The organism is Gardnerella sp. c12Ub_1 (assembly GCF_055804375.1).
In genome coordinates this window covers 1,293,111-1,310,394 of the sequence record NZ_JANUZC010000001.1, presented here as the reverse complement: position 1 = coordinate 1,310,394, position 17,284 = coordinate 1,293,111, and the positions used below count along the sequence as shown (strand labels likewise).

Below are 17,284 nucleotides of genomic sequence, written 5' to 3'. Positions count from 1 at the left end.
AATTAAACTAACCCAAATAAGCTAATTCTTCATCGCTTAATTGCAAATCTGCAGCCTTTAAGCTATCTAAAATCGTAGCTGGCCTATGCGCGCCTGGAATAACAAAAACATTGTTTCCCTTAGCAAGCTCCCAAGCCAAAACAACCTGTTGATAGCTAACGTTGTGATCATTTGCAACTTTGCGGAATGGGTCAAAAAGATGCTCGTCGTACGGGTGACGGAACCCTCCAAGCGGACTCCAGCAAACAAACGCAATTCCAAGCTTCTTGCAATATTGCAACGTGTCTTCGTTTTCTAGATGCACTGGAGAATACTGATTTTGAACAGCAACAAGATTTTCTCCCAAAATCTCACGCGCAATGTCAATCTGCTCAACAGATGCGTTAGAAATGCCGATTTCTCGCGCGACTCCCTCATCAAGCAGCTGTTGCATTGCTTCAATCGACTCGTTGTATGGAACTTCTGGATCTGGCCTGTGGAAGTAAAGCAAATCAATCGTATCTACGCCAAGAGCCATTGCAGACTCTTTAGCGTGCGCAATTAAATGCTCTGGCTTTCCATCTTTACCCCACGTTGGCTTGCCATCTGTAAAGTTGCGGAAGTGACCGACTTTTGTTGCAACAAGAATCGAAGACTTGTCTCCATTCCAGCTATCCAATGCCTCGCGCACAAGCTTTTCGCCAGTTTGCTCCTCGCCGCCCGAGCAATAATACGCCCATGCCGTATCTATATGCGTGCATCCAGCGTTTAGAGCCGCATGGATTGTTTCAATGCCCATACTGTGTCCAAGATTGTTTTCAATCGTTAATGGCATCTCACCAAAGCCGATAGCTGTAGTGTTAAACGATCCTATAGTGCGATTCATGGCCATTTTGCTCCTGTTCAAATACTTCAAATGTTTCAAAATGCCCCCAAGCGCAAAAAGCAACTTGAAGGCATTTAGATTTTTTATTTTATATGACTAGGCGCTTATGCGCTTGCGTCTTTATCTTGCGATTAATCCTCGTCAAATGGGTCAAAATCGCGGCGGATTCTGCGACGAGGGCGCTCAGAGCGCTCCTCGCGAGCAGCGCGGTACTCATCGTAGTGATCGTCGTCTGCAGCGTAGCGCAAATTGCGGTCGCTCACTCTGCGATCCGATCCGCGACGAGGACGCTCTGCGCGGTCGTCGGAACGATCGGAACGCTCTGCGCGCTCGCTTGAGCTATCATCTCGGTCGTCATAGCGATCGTCGCGAACGCTACGGCGGCGAGGACGCTCGTCATAATCGTTGTTATCGTAGCGATCGCTTCTGCGATCATCCCTTCTAGAAGAGCGTTCATCGTAACGGCTGGAACGATCAGAACGATTTTCCCTATCGTCATAGCGCGAATCGCGATCATCGCGAACGCTACGGCGGCGAGGACGCTCGTCCCTATCTCCTCTATCTCCTCTATCATCCCTATCGTCGCGTGGAGCACGCCTACGGTCACTTCTGCGATCATCCCTATCTTCACGATCTTCGCGAGATCCACGACCACGATTTTCACGAGGCGCTGGCGCCGAAGACTCTTGATTTTCAAAACCTGGAATTGCCAAAGAAATCTTACCGCGCTCATCTACGCTTTGCACGATTACTTCTACGGTATCTCCCTCTTTAAGCACATCTTCAACAGTGTCAATGCGCTCACCGTTAGCAAGATTACGAATCTGGGAAATATGCAACAAGCCGTCGCTTCCAGGAGTCAAGTTTACGAAAGCACCAAAGCTCGTAGTCTTAACAACCTTGCCAGTAAAAGTCTCACCAGCCTTTGGAATGCGCGGATTTGCAATAGAATCGATGATTTCCTTTGCCTTCTGAGCAGCTTCGCCGCCTTCGGAAGAGATGTACACAGTACCATCATCTTCAATAGCAATCTCTGCACCAGTTTCTTCTTGAATCTGGTTAATCATCTTGCCCTTAGGGCCAATCACTTCACCAATCTTATCTACCGGAATCGTAGTTGTAATAATGCGTGGAGCAAATGGGCTCATATCTGCTGGGCAATCAATGCACTCGTTAATCACTTCAAGAATAGTCGTGCGCGCCTCGTGAGCCTGTTGCAAAGCAGCAGCCAAAATGTCTGCTGGAATGCCATCAAGCTTAGTATCAAGCTGCAAAGCAGTAATAAATTCAGACGTACCAGCAACCTTAAAGTCCATATCTCCAAACGCATCTTCTGCGCCAAGAATATCGGTCAAAGTCTTAAAGATGTGCTTGCCATCAACGTCTCCGGAAACCAAGCCCATAGCAATGCCAGCAACTGGAGCCTTCAAAGGAACGCCAGCAGCGAGCAAAGAAAGCGTAGAAGCGCACACGGAGCCCATAGACGTAGAACCGTTGGAACCAATAGCTTCCGATACTTGACGAATAGCATATGGGAACTCTTCGCGACTTGGCAAAACTGGCACCAAAGCCTTCTCTGCCAAAGCACCATGACCAATCTCGCGGCGCTTTGGAGAACCAACGCGACCCGTTTCGCCAGTGGAGTATGGAGGCATCTCGTAGTTGTGCATGTAGCGCTTGGTTTGTGGGCCAGAAAGCGCATCCACTTGCTGCTCCATCTTAAGCATGTTCAAAGTAGTTACGCCCAAAATCTGGGTTTCGCCGCGCTGGAAGAGCGCAGAACCATGAACGCGAGGAACAATATCAACTTCTGCACTAAGCGTACGAATATCGCGCAAGCCGCGGCCGTCAATACGGTAATCTTCCGTCAAAATACGACGACGAACAATCTGGCGCTGCAACTCCTTGAACGCATTGCCGAGTTCCTTTTCTTTCTCGGCTTCGTCCATATCAGTAAACTCTTGCGCAATCGCCTCGCGCACGCCTTCTTTAATTTCCGCAATGCGGTCTTGGCGTGGAAGCTTTTCTGCAATAGAAAGAGCCTCGTTCAAATCAGCATGAGCAATCTCATCGATTCTTGCATAAAGCTCATCCGTATACTCTGGGAACAGCTGGAATTCCTTGGTTTCCTTAGACGCAATTCGCTTCAACTCATTTTGCGCTTCGCAAATAACCTTAATGAACGGCTTTGCGGCTTCTAAGCCTCCAGCTACAACTTCCTCATCTGGCTTAATTTGACCCTCATTATAAATCAAATTCCAAGCATTCTTACCAGCGCCAGCTTCAATCATTGCAATCGCAACATCGCCATTTTCAATAACGCGACCAGCAACAACAATCTCAAATACAGCACGCTCACGCTCACTCCAACGAGGGAATGCAACCCACTGGCCATCAATCAAAGCCAAACGCACACCAGAAACTGGACCTTCAAATGGCAAACCAGAAATCATAGTAGAAGCAGATGCAGCGTTCAAAGCAATAACGTCGTAAGCATCATCTGGATTAATTGCCAAAATCGTTTCTACAACTTGCACTTCGTTACGCAAAGTGTGTGGGAAAAGCGGGCGCAATGGGCGGTCAATAATACGGCACGCAAGCGTTGCCTCATTTGACGGGCGTCCTTCTCTGCGGAAGAAAGATCCTGGAATCTTACCAGCAGCGTACATTTTTTCTTCCACATCCACAGTCAGTGGGAAGAAATCGTAGTTTTCTTTTGGACTAGATCCTGCAGTCGTCGTCGACAAAATCATGGAATCATCATCCAAGTATGCGGCAACAGCACCGTCAGCCTGCTGAGCGAGGCGACCAGTTTCAAAGCGTAGCGTACGCTTTCCAAATGAACCATTATCAATAACGGCTTCTACAGCCTTAATTTCGGGACCCTCCACGGGTTCCTCCTTTTCTTAACTTACCTAATCAACCAACATGCGTCGTCATTGGCAGACTCGCTTTTTTGTTACCTTTACCTAACATCCGCGCGAATCTTTGCAAAATGCATAACCAACATTTCGTAGTTTTTTGTTTCGGTTACTTCAATCATCCATATTCAATTATGCTTTATTCTTCAGTTATAAATCCTGCAAACTTAAGAACTTGCTAAAACTAAATCGCTTAAATCTTAAATCTTAAATCGCTTAAATACTAAATCATTTAACCTTAAATCAATTATTCTTAAATTATTTAGCTTAGAATCTAAATCGTTAATCTTAAATCTTCAAACTTAAATCTTCAAACCTCAAATTCAGCCATTTAATCAAGCTTTTTAATTCTACTTCAAACACACTAAATTCACTAGAATTGCATAAACAATACGCATAAATACAGATGCATAAATACAAAAGCCCGAGCTTACGCTCGGGCAAAAAGACTTATCGACGCAATCCGAGTCGATCAATCAAAGAACGATAGCGATTAATGTCTACGCGCTTCAAGTAATCAAGAAGACGACGACGGTCACCAATCATGAGCATCATACCACGACGAGAGTGGTGATCATGCTTGTGTTCCTTCAAGTGATCGGTAAGGTCGGAGATGCGCTTGCTGAGCAAAGCAACCTGAACCTCTGGGGAACCCGTGTCACCCTCGTGCGTTGCGTATTCGTTGATAATGTTCTTCTTATCTTCAGCCGTTAATGCCACGGCGTCCTCCTTATGTAGTTACTGCGCGGTGCCGCATCCTTTAATACAGCGCTTGCAAATCCGCGGGCGTTACACGCCGAGTTTCAATGTTACAACTATGCCCAAACAAGCTTATAAAGCCTACATAGCAGTAATAAATCCACCAAAAATCACAACAAGAATCGCAAGAACTTCAATAGCGTAAAACATTATTAACGAAGCCCAGCTGCAAGTCAAAACGTTTAATCGCGACTTTTTAGGAACCATTACAAGCAATCCAACAAATAAAATCGCATAAACAGCAACGCCAAATCCAGCAGAGATTATTCCAAGATTTGCAGCATTTGCAAGTCCACTTGCTGACCCATAAACAACGTATGTTGAATACCAAAAACTTAAGCGCAACAAGCATAATCCGCTAATAAATTGTTCAATCGTTAGAAAAACAACAAGCAAGAATCGCCAAAGCCATCTACTAGACTCAATTAGCGCCATTGCCAAAGCTGTAGCGGTTGCAACTGTTGTAACCCAAGCAATAAACACAACTCCCTGCGCAGATAATCCAGAAAAATTCTTAACAACCCAAGCAGTGTGTTGAACTGCCAAAGTTCTACCTGCCCAATAAGGAACAACAACCGCTACAAGAAGAATCGCAAAATAAAGCACCCAACGCTTAGGATTTGAGTGGCGCTTGGAGATATCTGCTATAGAAAGCTCCGACTCCAATTCGCCAGGCGACTCAAGGGTTTCATCTGCGTTAGCATTAGCAGCATTAGCGTTTGCTTTACGCTGATCCATCTCTTGCACTCTCCTTTAACGTGCTAAACTCTTAGTGCTGATTAGACTAGATTAAATTTGTTACAACAAATCTAGTAACGGCAAATCTTAGTGAATACCTTACCAGCCACATTCCCCTATCTAAAGCGTGCAATATAATGATACTCCACGCGATTGCAACAAAATGCGCAATCACAAACAGATTTAGGTACACACATGGGTTTTATTCATTTTATTCTTAACCTTCTTAAAGATCCGCGCTCTGCTATAGCTGGCTGGATTGCTATGGGAACTGCACCCGCACTAGGATTGATTTTTCTAATCATCTTTATTGAAACAGGCGTTGTGTTCTTCCCATTCTTGCCTGGCGATTCCTTGCTTTTTGCTGCTGGATTCTTTGCAGCACCAGATGCACAAACAGGTAAAAGCTCGCTTCCACTTGCGATTTTGCTCGCCGTTGTTTGGATTGCGCCCATTATTGGTGACCAATGCAACTACTTTATTGGCCACTTTTTTGGCAGGCGAATCGTTGAATCAGGCAAAGTTAAGGCCTTAACACCAGAACGCATTGCTAAAACAGAGCAAATGATTGATAAGTGGGGACCAATTGCCGTGTTCTTAGGCAGATTCTTCCCATTTATACGCACATTTATGCCATTTATTTCTGGCATTTCTGGCATGCGCTGGACTCGTTTTACTCCTTTTTCTGTTCTTGGCGGAATAGTGTGGTCATCGCTTTTTACTCTTCTCGGCTACTTCTTTGGCAATATTCCTTTTGTTCAAAAGAATTTTGAGCTTGTTATAGTGGCGATTTTGCTTATTTCTCTTGTTCCAACTTTTATTGGGCTTTACAAAGCTCACGCTGCCAACAAAGCCAAAAAACGCTTAGAAAACGAAGCGCACCAGAATTAGCTTAACAAAATAACTTAAGCAAAATAACTTAAGCAAAATTAATCGTGTTTTACAACACTCCATCACTTCTAGCGTTGTACTTTTACGCATTTTGTAGTACAGTGTGCAGAGTTGTGTAAAACATTGGGGCTATAGCTCAGTTGGTAGAGCGCTTCGTTCGCATCGAAGAGGTCGTGGTTTCGATTACCATTAGCTCCACTAAGCCCACTGCATTCATTCCACCGCAGTGGGCTTTTTCTTTGCAAATCCTAAGCACCGCTGTTATCGAATGCGTTTTCAATCGAATCGATTAGCGGATCTGCCTGGCTCATTATGCTCTTAACTCTGTTATCAACGTTTTTATTTTGCGACTTCAAAGACCGCGCTAAATCCAACGCATCGTCAAAAATCTTTTCAACAATATCTTGATTTACGCCATCTGCCTTAAATTGCGCACTCCAAGAGTTCAGGGACTCAAACACAATCTCACTTGCATCTATTTTTACAATCTCATTTTCGTTTTTCTTTGCATTTTCAACAAAAGCGCGCAACTTTCCAGCATACTCTCGCACTTTAGGCTTTGGCTTAGCTTGTGAATAGTTTGTAAGATCTAAGTAGCCTTTGCCAAGCGTGGAATACATTAACGCTGACTCATAATCCTTTGCCTTAACACCCTTTAGCGCCTCTTCAAACCACTTTGCAGACTGTTCAATACGTTCCTTTCTATTCGCACTACTTGATTCTTCTTTATCTTTAACACCGTAATACCAATACGCTTTTCCAACAGATAAGCATAATTCATACCAATCTTCGGATTTTTTAAGATCCGACTTGTACTTATTAACAAACGACGTAAAATCTTCTCTTTCGCTTGCACTCCATCGAAAATCTTCAATCTGGTTTACTAAAAGTCGCAACGCTGGCTGAATGGATATAGGCTGAACATTTGCATTAAAAAGCTTTACTTGTAAAGACATAGCTTTGTTAACATATTCAACAATTTGCTTAGAATCTGTTGATTTTGCAGCCTTAGACATGTACTTTTTATATTCTTGTACACTGCTTGTTATGTTGCTAGCGTTCTTGTTTTTTGTAGGGATATTGCCGCTTTTTACATATGAGCGCAGTTCGCTTACTTTTGCTCTACTTGCGTTTGTTATTACGGATTTACAAGCAAATGCAAAAACAATACATCCAATAAATGCCATTAAGGCGCAACAAACAATCTTAAAAATATTTTTCTTGCCATTTTTAACACCATTTTTAACACCATTTTTCTTGTGTCTTTTGCCAATATTTTGATTACCACTTTCTACGCGCAATCGCGAGAGAGCATGGCTGCTACGACTTGCATCATATTTTTTGCGAGTTTGCGCACCTCTCGCACGTTCTTTATTGCGCAAAACAAGACCAGATTCTCCCATATTTGACTCAACTTTTTCGCCAAATTCTAAATCTTCTAAACAATCTTTTAACGCTTGAGAAAACTCCGCACAATCTTCGTATCGGTCCTTTGGATTATGCGCCAATGCGCGCATTAACACATAGCGCACACCACTATCGCAATCGTCGCAGCTCAAATCGAAGTTAGTAAGCGGATGAGATTTATTAGAATCCTTAAAATCTAAAGTCTGATTACTAGAAAAACTAGAAAAATCGGAATTGTTAAAACTTAAAGAGGAATCGGAATGATTGGAACTCTCGCAATAGCATGTACCCGTAAGCGCGTAAAACAACGTTGCTCCAAGCGCATAAACGTCTGTAAAAACGCCGATTTTAGCATCCTGCTCAAAAAGCTCGGGAGCTGCAAATCCACATGTTGCAAAACGCGCATCTTGCTTAAATCGACTTGGTTGCACCAAAACACCATCTTCGCCTTTAAGCTCTAATGCAGAGCCAAAATCAATTAGATGCACACTAGAATCATTAGAAATCATAACGTTAGAAGGCTTTAAGTCGCAATAAACAACAGCTGGATTTAACGAGTGAAGATATTGCAATAATTCGCATAGCTGGATTCCTAAAGCGCATACCTGACTAGGAGCAATAACTCCGCTTTGCGTAATAATCGTTTTTAGCGAACTTCCCTCAACATAGTCGCGAACTGCGTACGCTCTGCCATTTTCCTCAAAAAAATCAACGATTCTAGGAATACAAGGATGATTGCAATGATTCAAAACCTCGACTTCTGCTCGAAGCGATTGCAAAATCAAAGCTTTTTTATCACTATCTAGATGCTCATCAGACGTTTCTTTAACAGCCCATTTTTTGTGTAAAACATTGTCTACAGCAAGATAAACGCTAGAAGTTCCGCCCGAACCAAGCTTTCCCAAAAGCTGATATTTTCCACCTACACAAACCATATTTACCGCACTTTCATAAAATCAAACCGATAATAATCCTGTGCGCTAAACTCTATGCACTAATTCATGCAAAGAAAAGACTTAATGGAAAATGTGTACCAAAGCCATAAAAGCCCTAGAAAAATAAGGGAAAAGTTATCCACATTGCTATCGTTGCTTGCGTTGTTATAGTTGCTAGCATTAATCACACTAATCAATGTCTGCGCCAAGAGCAGTGAGCTTGCCTCTAAAGTCAGCATAACCGCGGTCAATAAGCGAAATGCCCTTAACGTTAGATGGCCCCTTAGCTGTAAGAGCGGCAATAAGATGACTAAAACCGCCACGCAAATCTGGAACATCAATATCTTGACCAGTAAGAGGCGTTGGCCCAAAAATCACAGCAGAATGCTTGTAATTGCGCTGCTGGAATCGGCAAGGAAGCGAACCTAAGCACTCGCGATACAGCTGAATCATTGCGCCCATTTGCACAAGCGGCTTCGTGAAGCCAAAACGATTCTCATACACTGTTTCATGCACAATGCTCAAGCCTTTAGCTTGCGTTAAAGCAACAACAAGCGGCTGCTGCCAATCTGTCATAAAACCAGGGTGAACGTCAGTTTCAATAGCAACTGGATGCAAGTCTCCACCTGGATGCCAGAATCGAATACCGTTATCTGCAACGTCAAATTGGCCGCCAACTTTGCGGAACACGTTTAAGAACGTCATCATTTCTGGCTGAGTTGCGCCTTTAATAAACACATCTCCGTGAGTCGCAAGCGCCGCCGAAGCCCAAGATGCCGCCTCAATCCTATCTGTTAAAGCAGTGTGATTGTAACCTTGAAGCTTATCAACGCCCTCAATCCTAAATGTGCGATCAACGTCTACAGAGATGATTGCGCCCATTTTTTGCAAAACAGCCACCAAATCCATAATCTCTGGCTCGATTGCTGCACCCGAAAGCTCCGTTTTTCCTTCTGCAAGAACAGCAGCAAGAAGAGTTTGCTCAGTGGCACCAACCGAAGGGTAAGGAAGATGGATTTTAGTTCCGTGCAAACCGTTTGGAGCAGTAATGTGAATACCGTCTTCGTGGTCTTTATTTACATTTGCGCCGAGCTTGCGCAAAGTTTCAAGATGGAAGTCTATAGGACGCCCACCAATATTGCACCCACCAAGCGCTGGAATAAAAGCCTCGCCAAGCCTGTGAAGAAGCGGGCCAGAAAACAGAATCGGAATGCGAGAAGACCCCGATAACGTGTCTACGTCGGCAACGTCTGCAAGTTGAACATTGCTTGCGTCAATGCTAACAACGCCTGCAGCACCATCAACGCTTACATTTACACCGTGCAATCGAAGCAAATCCGAAACAACGTGAACATCTCTAATCTCTGGAACATTTTTTAACACGGATTTTCCAGGAGCAAGCAGCGCTGCAACCATCGCCTTGCTAACAAAGTTTTTTGCGCCACGAACTTTAATCGTTCCGTTAAGCGGCTTGCCACCTTCTACATGTAAAACGTCTGCAGCGTCGATGCCACTTTCGTTATGTTCAGCCGTGTTTTGCGCAGACACATTTACCTCTTTCGTTTGCAACTAAAACTAATAACTATAATACCGATACGCGTGCCAATCGCATGTAAACGACGTTGCAATCGCACAATAATCGCGTGCTATTTTGCAACTATAGACCGCCATCTTCTTAAAATCCTTGCAAAAAGTGAAGGCTTTTGCAATAAATCGACTTCTGGCAAATCGTGGCTACAATCCGCGTTTAATCCATATGTGTACGCTTTTTTAGACGATGCTTTGCCAACTAAATCGCCAAATTCCAGCATTTGCGTTCTAGGCTCGTAAGGGTGACGAATGTCGAACTCAAGAAGCCTTGCTCCGCATTTAGAAGCCACTGGCCCATAAGATGCAAAACCGCACGTTGCAGTGGCCATTAGAAGCATGCCAGAATCCTTGCACCTGCCCGCAAACGCGTTTCTGTGATCGTGCCCTGCGCAAAAAGCAAAAGCACCAATCTTTTGCAAAATATTGTATTCCCCACTGTCTTTATCTGGGCAGCTCACGCCTTCTCCAAGATACCCATCTGGCAAAACGCAATTATCGTCTAAAGCGTAGTATTTTCCAGCAAAACGCCTATATCCTTCGATAGCGTTTTCTTTAGCAGCGCAATCTTTAGCAACTTCGCGCAGTAAATCGTAGTATTGCGGAAGCGGAAAATGCTGAAAAACGCAGAATTTTGGCGGCAAAAAGTTTGGCAAATCCGCTAAAAAGTCAAGTGCCTTGCTAGAAGGACTTCCGTAGCCGCCGCGCTTTTCGTAATCGCCAGAATCTACAAGAACAATAGAAAATACGACTTTTTCTTGATTTACGTCCATAACAGGCAAAGCGAATGTTCCTGCTTTACAAGGAAATATGATTTGATTTGGCAAAATGCTTTTTGGAAGAGACATGGCGGATCCGCTAGAAAATTCTCCATCGGTTTGCTGGCGATTCAAGCATCCCGAAAACTCTTGATACAAAGAATCCAGCTCCGCGTTGCTTAATCCGCACTGAAAATCGTGATTCCCGTACGTTAGCGCCCAAGGAATTGAGCGTTCTTCTAAAGGCTTTACCATGCATTTAATATGATCTAAGACTTTTTTGCGCGTATTTTGCAAATCTTTTTCATGCGACTTGCGCGCATCTACTCCACGCGCACCTACTCCACGGTTATCTTGCGACTCATCCCAGCGTCTTCGCACAAATGTGTTCGCAAAATCTTTAGCATATCCTGCAATTTGATTGCCACTAAAAATCACAATATCTGGCCTAACTGCATCGCAAGCAGACTCTATAAGCTTAATCGTGTCTTTGCTGATTTTTGGCGCATCTTGAACATCTGCAAACTGTAAAACACGGAATTTTCCCGAAAGATGAAATTGCAACTTACCTAATCTTGCAGAGACGGATGTTGGTAGCTTTGACGAATCATATGCATTAGATGACTTAGACACATTAGATGACTTAGCAAAACTTGACGACTTAGCGTTTGGAGAAGTCGCCTGCCCGTTTAGACTACTTTCCAAAATCTTAGAGTCGCTTTTATCAGATTCTGCAATTTCTAACATAGTTCAAGCATACGGCACAGCATCTGGCGTATCAACAAAACACGGAAAAACACAGAAAAACACGGCAGAAGGCCGCAAAACGCCGCAAAAATAGCGTTTTTTTACAATATTTTAAGATAACTTTAAGCTAATAACCTATTCGCATTAAGAAAAGAGTGGTTAGATATAAAGCATAGACGGAATAAATCACAATAATCAGTGATTTAGAACTAATAACTGAACCTCTCTTCTTCTCTTCTTTCAAACCCCGAGCCAATCACTCGGGGTTTTGTTTTGCGTGGGATTTGAGTGGGATTTTCGTAGGGTTATAGGCCAAAAAGTGTGTAAAGCTAAGCTGATGAATATTCGCACAAGAGGCGCGTAAGCAGCAAAACAGAAACCAATTGACGCACTTTGTACGTGATTTAGGCCAAATTTGGTACAAAACCCGTCACATCGTTCGCGCGGATTAGTTGCGCGAACGTCCTCGCCGCGCAGAAGCAGTGCTTCTGCCTTGAGCGGCTCAGCGAGTCGAGGTGATTTCTCACGCATTATGCAGCTCGAAATCGTCGACTCGCACGCGGTCTAAGCGCGCGAACGTCCTCGCTTGCGTTGAAAGCACACCGTGCTTTCAACCTTGAGCAAGCTCAGCGCTCCGAATTGCATTCGCACGCTACGCTATTCCTCACGGCTATTAGTAGCCGCTCGGCTGATTTGGCATGTAAAGTCCACTGGACTTTACATTTGAGCCAAATCACGCTTTGAAGGAGCTTGAAATGCATTATGCAATTTCAAGCTCAGTCAAAGCGCCCATGCAAGTCGATTCGCGAACAAAAAAAGCCCCCGCGATTACGAGAGCTATTCGCTGGGGTACCTGGACTCGAACCAAGAATGGATGAACCAGAATCACCTGTGTTGCCAATTACACCATACCCCAATTGGCAGGCTTCGCGGCTCTTGGAACCGTTCCGTCTTTGTACCCCCGACCGGATTTGAACCGGTGTTGGCGCCGTGAGAGGGCGTAGTCCTAGGCCGCTAGACGACGGGGGCTTAATTTATTTGCTACGCCTCTAGACGCAACAAATGTCGACTTTACAACATAACGCAAGTATATGCAACTAGCGGCGTGTCGCGCTACATCCAAATCGACCATAAATCAGCTACAAAAATGCCCCCAAGCAAACAAAATCAACAAGCATTGGGGGCAAATCGTGTTAAAGCTTAATCATTTTTACAAATGCTCACGCAATCCAGCTAAACGAGCCAAAGTCACGTCTTTGCCCACGATTTCCATGGACTCAAACAGTGGCGGAGAAACGCGGCGGCCAGAAAGAGCCACTCGCACAGGGCCAAACGCCAATCGCGGCTTGTAACCAGCTTCCTCAACAAGCTTCTTGTTCAAAAGCTCGTGCAAAGAATCTGTATGCCAATCAGACTCATCAACACTTTGCAAAGCAGCAATAGCCGCATCGAGCACATCGCCAGCAGATTCCTTAAGCTGCTTACGAGCATCATCATCTGGCTCAATGTAGCCATCTTCGCTTAACAGGCTAGAAACCATGCCAGCAACTTCACCAAGCAATCGCACGCGAGGCTGAACAAGAGGAGCGGCAGCGCTAAGCACCCCGCGCTCGCGACTAGTCAACGCATCCCAATTGTCCGCACTAACTACGCCATCCTTATGCAAGTAAGGCACAGAACGATTCAAAAAATCTTGAGGCTCAAGCATACGAATATGCTCAGCGTTAATGGAAATTGCTTTGTCTAAGTCGAAGTGTGCAGGGTTTGCTTTAACGTCGCGCACATCGAACTTTTCAATCATCTCGTCCATAGAGAACACATCGCGATCAGGCGCAATCGACCATCCAAGCAAAGCCAAGTAGTTCAACAAGCCTTCTGGAATAAAGCCGTTATCTCTATGCAAGAACAAGTTAGACTCAGGGTCTCTCTTAGAAAGCTTCTTCTTACCTTCGCCCATAACATAAGGCATGTGGCCGTAAAGCGGAGTTTCCTTAGCAATACCCATCTCCATCAAATAGCGGTAAAGCACAATCTGACGAGGTGTGGAGCTAAGAATATCTTCGCCACGCAAAACCACGTTTACATCCATCAATGCATCGTCAACAGGGTTTGTAAGCGTGTAAAGCGGATCGCCATTTGGTCGAACAATCACATAATCAGGAACAGAACCCGCCTTAAAAGTGATTTCGCCACGAATCAAATCATTAAAAGTAATGTCTTCATTTGGCATCTTTAAGCGAAGCGCAGGCTTGCGACCTTCATCGCGGAAAGCTTGCTTCTGCTCCTCAGTAAGGTTGCGATCGTAGCCATCATAGCCAAACTCAGCTGGTCGACCTGCAGCAATATTGCGCTCTTTAATCTCTTCTGGAGTAGAGAAGGATTCATAAGCGTATCCTGCTTCAAAAAGCTTTTTCGCTACGTCTTTATAAATCTCCATACGTTGAGACTGGCGGTATGGGCCATTTTCTCCGCCAACATCAATGCCCTCGTCCCAATCAATATTGAGCCAACGAAGAGCCTCAATAATCTGCTGATAGCTTTCCTCGCTATCTCGCTCGTTGTCCGTGTCTTCAATGCGGAAAAGCAACTTGCCATGCGTGTGGCGAGCCTCCGCCCAGTTAAACAGAGCGGTACGAACCATACCTACGTGAGGCGTACCAGTTGGCGAAGGGCAAAAACGCACGCGAACATTCTTTGGAAGTTCAGGCTTTGTGGATTTTGTTGCATTATTAGCAACTTCTTGAGTTTCCTCTGTATCAGTCATAGGTTCCATTGTGCCGCGCGTTACGGACGTGCCAATCTAGTCAAGAGCTTGCGTTGATTCCTTATTACCTTCCACATGCGCAAACTTAGCAGCAAGAGCTTCGCGAGACTTTCTATCGTCTTCTTCTTTTGCAAGCTTCTTAGCCTCTTCTGGGTCCCAAAGAACGTCTTCCTTATGCTTTGACCATTCACGCTCAAGCAATGGAGCCGCAAATTCAACCAGCGCGCTCATACTATTTTTACTATTTTCGCTATTTTCGCCATCATCGCCACTTTTTACGCAATCAACAAGCGCACGCCACTGATCGCATTTAAACATCATTCGCGGAACTCCAGCACACTCACAAACTTCGTTAATATATAGGAATATAGGCAAAGTTTCGTAAATGTTACTGGTTTTTTCAATAAGACTTTTAAGAATAGAAAGTATTGCCGTAATTTTTTGCGATTCTACAGGATTAATCCCGCAAAAATCACACTCTTGTTTTGCGCATCTAAACGCATCTTGCAAGCTCTCAACGCTCCAATTCCCTGCAACGCTTAGAGAATCTGCAGCACCGTTGATTGCGTTAACATCGTTAGAAAGATTGGACTCAAGCTTGTTAAAAATAGCGCTAACATCATTCGTGTTATTTTCTAGCTCTTCTTGCGCTTCGCTATAGTCTGGGTCGTAGCATAAATCCATATCGTCGTAAGCGTTTGCTGCTGCCAAAAGCGCGTCAACTATCTCTTGTGGGCGCCCTGGAATCACATCCGCACCTTCATACACAAACTCTGCATCTGGAACAGTAACGTCTAAATCCGTAATAATTCGTGCAATAGCGCGAATCGCCCTTACCTCAAGATTTTCCGCATATTTTGCGTCATTATCTAAATGGCGTGCTTCGCTTAAAGGCCACAATTTAGTTAAATCCGCGGCCTTCTTTGCAGCAGACTCAAGCAAATCTAAAGCCTTTGAATCCAACTTTTCTACAGAATCACCCATAATAACGCTCCTTCGCATTAGCCGTAAAAAACACGGTTTCTACGCATCTTTTATGCATATTTAAAGTCTACTGCTTATTATTCCACACGTTCTACTGCACACGCGCCGCAGGATCCACATATGTGATGGAAAGCACATTCATATTTGTGCAATCGTATGTAATCGACGTAATCGACGCCAAAGCCGTCTTGCGCAAAAGCATATTGTGCTCCGCGTGACCCGTTTCTAGCAGATGACGATAAGACCATATTGGCGATTCATGCGTTACAGCTACGATTTGTTCTCCTGGGTGATTTTTCACTTGTTCGCGCGCAAAATCGCCAACGCGAGCTGCGATGCTTTTGTAGGATTCTCCCCAACTCGGCTTCCACAAGTTAGATACAAGCTTCCAATTGTTGTTTTTCCACAAAGCGCCTTCGCCGTAGCCGATTCTTTTTCCGCGAAAATTGTTTTCCGCTTCGATTAGACGATTGTCTAAAATAATCGGGCCAATTTGCAAAGCGTTTGCGATTTGTTGCGCCGTTTCTTGCGTGCGCTCCAAAGGAGACGAGTAAATCGCACTAATTCCGCGCATTTGTGGAACAGTAGCAATATATTTTGCTGTAGCGCGAGCCATTTCTAAGCCGCGATTAGATAAGTGAAATCCTGGGAGTCTCTCGTAAAGCACGTGATTTGGATTTTCCACTTCTCCGTGGCGCACAAAATGAATAGTCGTAGCTGGCATATTTTCTAAACCTACTTCCAAACCTACTTCCAGCCTTTTGGAGTGTTGCTTAACGACCACTCGCCCAACTTGTGAGCAAAAGTATTGTCTTTAGCGGCATCATAACCAGGTTTTTGCGACTTTGTATCATCTAAAAGCCATTTTCTAATAACAAAATTCCACACAGCTACAACAACTGTTGCAATAAGCTTGCCAATGTTTGTGCGAAGCATGTAAATCGCAGTACCACGCAAAGCTTCAACCATTCCAAGCGTGCTAAGCCAAATAATCGCATCGTTAATAAGCAAACCAATAACTGCAGAAATAACAAAAATTAGCAATTCCATCCAACGAGCCATGTCTTCGCGGTGCTTAAACACGTACTTCATGCTGGCAATGTAGTTAAAAATAAGTGAGATTATAAAAGATATTGTTCCAGCAACAACGTTATTAAGATGCACAAGAAGAAGCAGATTTAGCAACGCTACGTCAATAATCAGCGCAATGATGCCTACGATTCCAAATTTAACAACCTGTTCAATAAGTTTTTTCATACATTCAATTAAACACGCGGAGGTTAACAATTCACTATAATTATTGCGTAGCGCAAGTTTATTATTGCGTAACACAAGTTGCGTAACACAAGTTTATAAAACTTAGCAAATTTATAAAATTTAGCAAAGGAGCGATTATGCCAGTTATTCACACTCACGTTTCTGTAAGCACTACACCTGCTCAGCGCGATGCCTTAAAAGCAGCGTACGGCAAGGCGATTAGCGCAGTTCCAGGCAAAAGCGAACATTGGCTTATGTGCCCATTTGAAGACAACATGCCAATTTATTTTGCAGGAGATAATACTAAACCTGCAGCTTACGTTGAAGTGAACGTGTTTGGTTCTAGCGTTCCAGGCTCGACTTGGGAAAAGTTGACAGAGCAGATTATGGCAGCTTTGAATCGCGAGCTTGGAATTCCACAGGATCGCACTTATATTCGCTACACTGCAACAACTGACTGGGGTTGGAACGGCGGCAACTTCTAGTCGCAAGTTTTATACAAAAATCGCCATCAAATAACTTAAAGACAAAGCCTACAGCACGTGAAAACGTGCCGTAGGCTTTTGATTTAATAATCCAGCTTTTGAAGATGGTATTGATTGGATAATGCGCAAAATTCCTTGCATATCAGCGGCGTCTGTCTCATATTTTTCCCGTCAGACGATGTAATT

Annotated in this window: 13 protein-coding genes and 3 tRNA genes; 3 read left to right on the top strand and 13 right to left on the bottom strand. The window is 44.1% G+C overall.

The annotated features are described in order from the left end of the window. Positions 1-7: 7 nt before the first annotated feature. The 4 genes from NYP65_RS05135 to NYP65_RS05120 all read right to left on the bottom strand — a co-directional run bounded on the left by NYP65_RS05135 (position 8) and on the right by NYP65_RS05120 (position 5,283). Positions 8-871, bottom strand: a complete 864-nt coding sequence (locus NYP65_RS05135; protein ID WP_165845225.1) for an aldo/keto reductase — start codon at positions 869-871, stop codon at positions 8-10. A 125-nt stretch (positions 872-996) separates the two neighbouring features. Then, positions 997-3,756 carry a polyribonucleotide nucleotidyltransferase gene (locus NYP65_RS05130; RefSeq protein ID WP_473410720.1) on the bottom strand — a complete coding sequence of 920 codons (2,760 nt, stop codon included), beginning with the start codon at positions 3,754-3,756 and terminating at the stop codon, positions 997-999. Between the two features lie 480 nt (positions 3,757-4,236). Continuing rightward, positions 4,237-4,506: a 30S ribosomal protein S15 gene (rpsO, locus tag NYP65_RS05125; RefSeq protein ID WP_004131651.1), complete on the bottom strand. Its 270-nt coding sequence runs from the start codon at positions 4,504-4,506 to the stop codon at positions 4,237-4,239. A gap of 120 nt (positions 4,507-4,626) precedes the next feature. After that, the gene (locus tag NYP65_RS05120; protein WP_473410719.1) at positions 4,627-5,283 is read right to left on the bottom strand and encodes a teichoic acid transporter; all 657 of its coding nucleotides are present in this window, start codon (positions 5,281-5,283) and stop codon (positions 4,627-4,629) included. A gap of 195 nt (positions 5,284-5,478) precedes the next feature. Between NYP65_RS05120 and NYP65_RS05115 the strand changes: the two genes are divergently transcribed. Then, complete coding sequence (locus NYP65_RS05115) at positions 5,479-6,174, top strand: DedA family protein (RefSeq protein WP_004131648.1); 696 nt, start codon at positions 5,479-5,481, stop codon at positions 6,172-6,174. A gap of 125 nt (positions 6,175-6,299) precedes the next feature. Further along, positions 6,300-6,372: transfer RNA gene (locus NYP65_RS05110), tRNA-Ala, on the top strand. 50 nt (positions 6,373-6,422) lie between these two features. Here NYP65_RS05110 and NYP65_RS05105 read toward each other — a convergent pair. The 9 genes from NYP65_RS05105 to NYP65_RS05065 all read right to left on the bottom strand — a co-directional run bounded on the left by NYP65_RS05105 (position 6,423) and on the right by NYP65_RS05065 (position 16,613). Beyond that, on the bottom strand, positions 6,423-8,516 hold the full coding sequence (locus tag NYP65_RS05105) for a serine/threonine protein kinase (RefSeq protein WP_473410717.1): 2,094 nt from the start codon (positions 8,514-8,516) through the stop codon (positions 6,423-6,425). Positions 8,517-8,705: 189 nt separating this feature from the next. Then, the gene (gene murA, locus NYP65_RS05100; protein WP_004133526.1) at positions 8,706-10,064 is read right to left on the bottom strand and encodes a UDP-N-acetylglucosamine 1-carboxyvinyltransferase; all 1,359 of its coding nucleotides are present in this window, start codon (positions 10,062-10,064) and stop codon (positions 8,706-8,708) included. A 98-nt stretch (positions 10,065-10,162) separates the two neighbouring features. Further along, positions 10,163-11,608: a metallophosphoesterase family protein gene (locus NYP65_RS05095; protein WP_004133527.1), complete on the bottom strand. Its 1,446-nt coding sequence runs from the start codon at positions 11,606-11,608 to the stop codon at positions 10,163-10,165. Positions 11,609-12,452: 844 nt separating this feature from the next. Continuing rightward, positions 12,453-12,524 (bottom strand) — tRNA-Gln (locus NYP65_RS05090). A 40-nt stretch (positions 12,525-12,564) separates the two neighbouring features. After that, positions 12,565-12,637, bottom strand: a tRNA-Glu gene (locus NYP65_RS05085). 181 nt (positions 12,638-12,818) lie between these two features. After that, complete coding sequence (gene gltX / locus NYP65_RS05080) at positions 12,819-14,381, bottom strand: glutamate--tRNA ligase (protein ID WP_473410716.1); 1,563 nt, start codon at positions 14,379-14,381, stop codon at positions 12,819-12,821. Positions 14,382-14,408: 27 nt separating this feature from the next. Next, positions 14,409-15,356: a hypothetical protein gene (locus NYP65_RS05075; protein WP_473410715.1), complete on the bottom strand. Its 948-nt coding sequence runs from the start codon at positions 15,354-15,356 to the stop codon at positions 14,409-14,411. A 91-nt stretch (positions 15,357-15,447) separates the two neighbouring features. Further along, the gene (locus tag NYP65_RS05070) at positions 15,448-16,080 is read right to left on the bottom strand and encodes a histidine phosphatase family protein (protein WP_115794035.1); all 633 of its coding nucleotides are present in this window, start codon (positions 16,078-16,080) and stop codon (positions 15,448-15,450) included. A 23-nt stretch (positions 16,081-16,103) separates the two neighbouring features. Beyond that, positions 16,104-16,613, bottom strand: a complete 510-nt coding sequence (locus NYP65_RS05065) for a GtrA family protein (RefSeq protein ID WP_018620272.1) — start codon at positions 16,611-16,613, stop codon at positions 16,104-16,106. 137 nt (positions 16,614-16,750) lie between these two features. On the opposite strand from NYP65_RS05065, the gene NYP65_RS05060 reads away from it, so the two are divergent. Then, positions 16,751-17,098, top strand: coding sequence for a phenylpyruvate tautomerase MIF-related protein (locus tag NYP65_RS05060; RefSeq protein ID WP_018620267.1), 348 nt, complete (start codon positions 16,751-16,753; stop codon positions 17,096-17,098). Positions 17,099-17,284 lie beyond the last annotated feature (186 nt).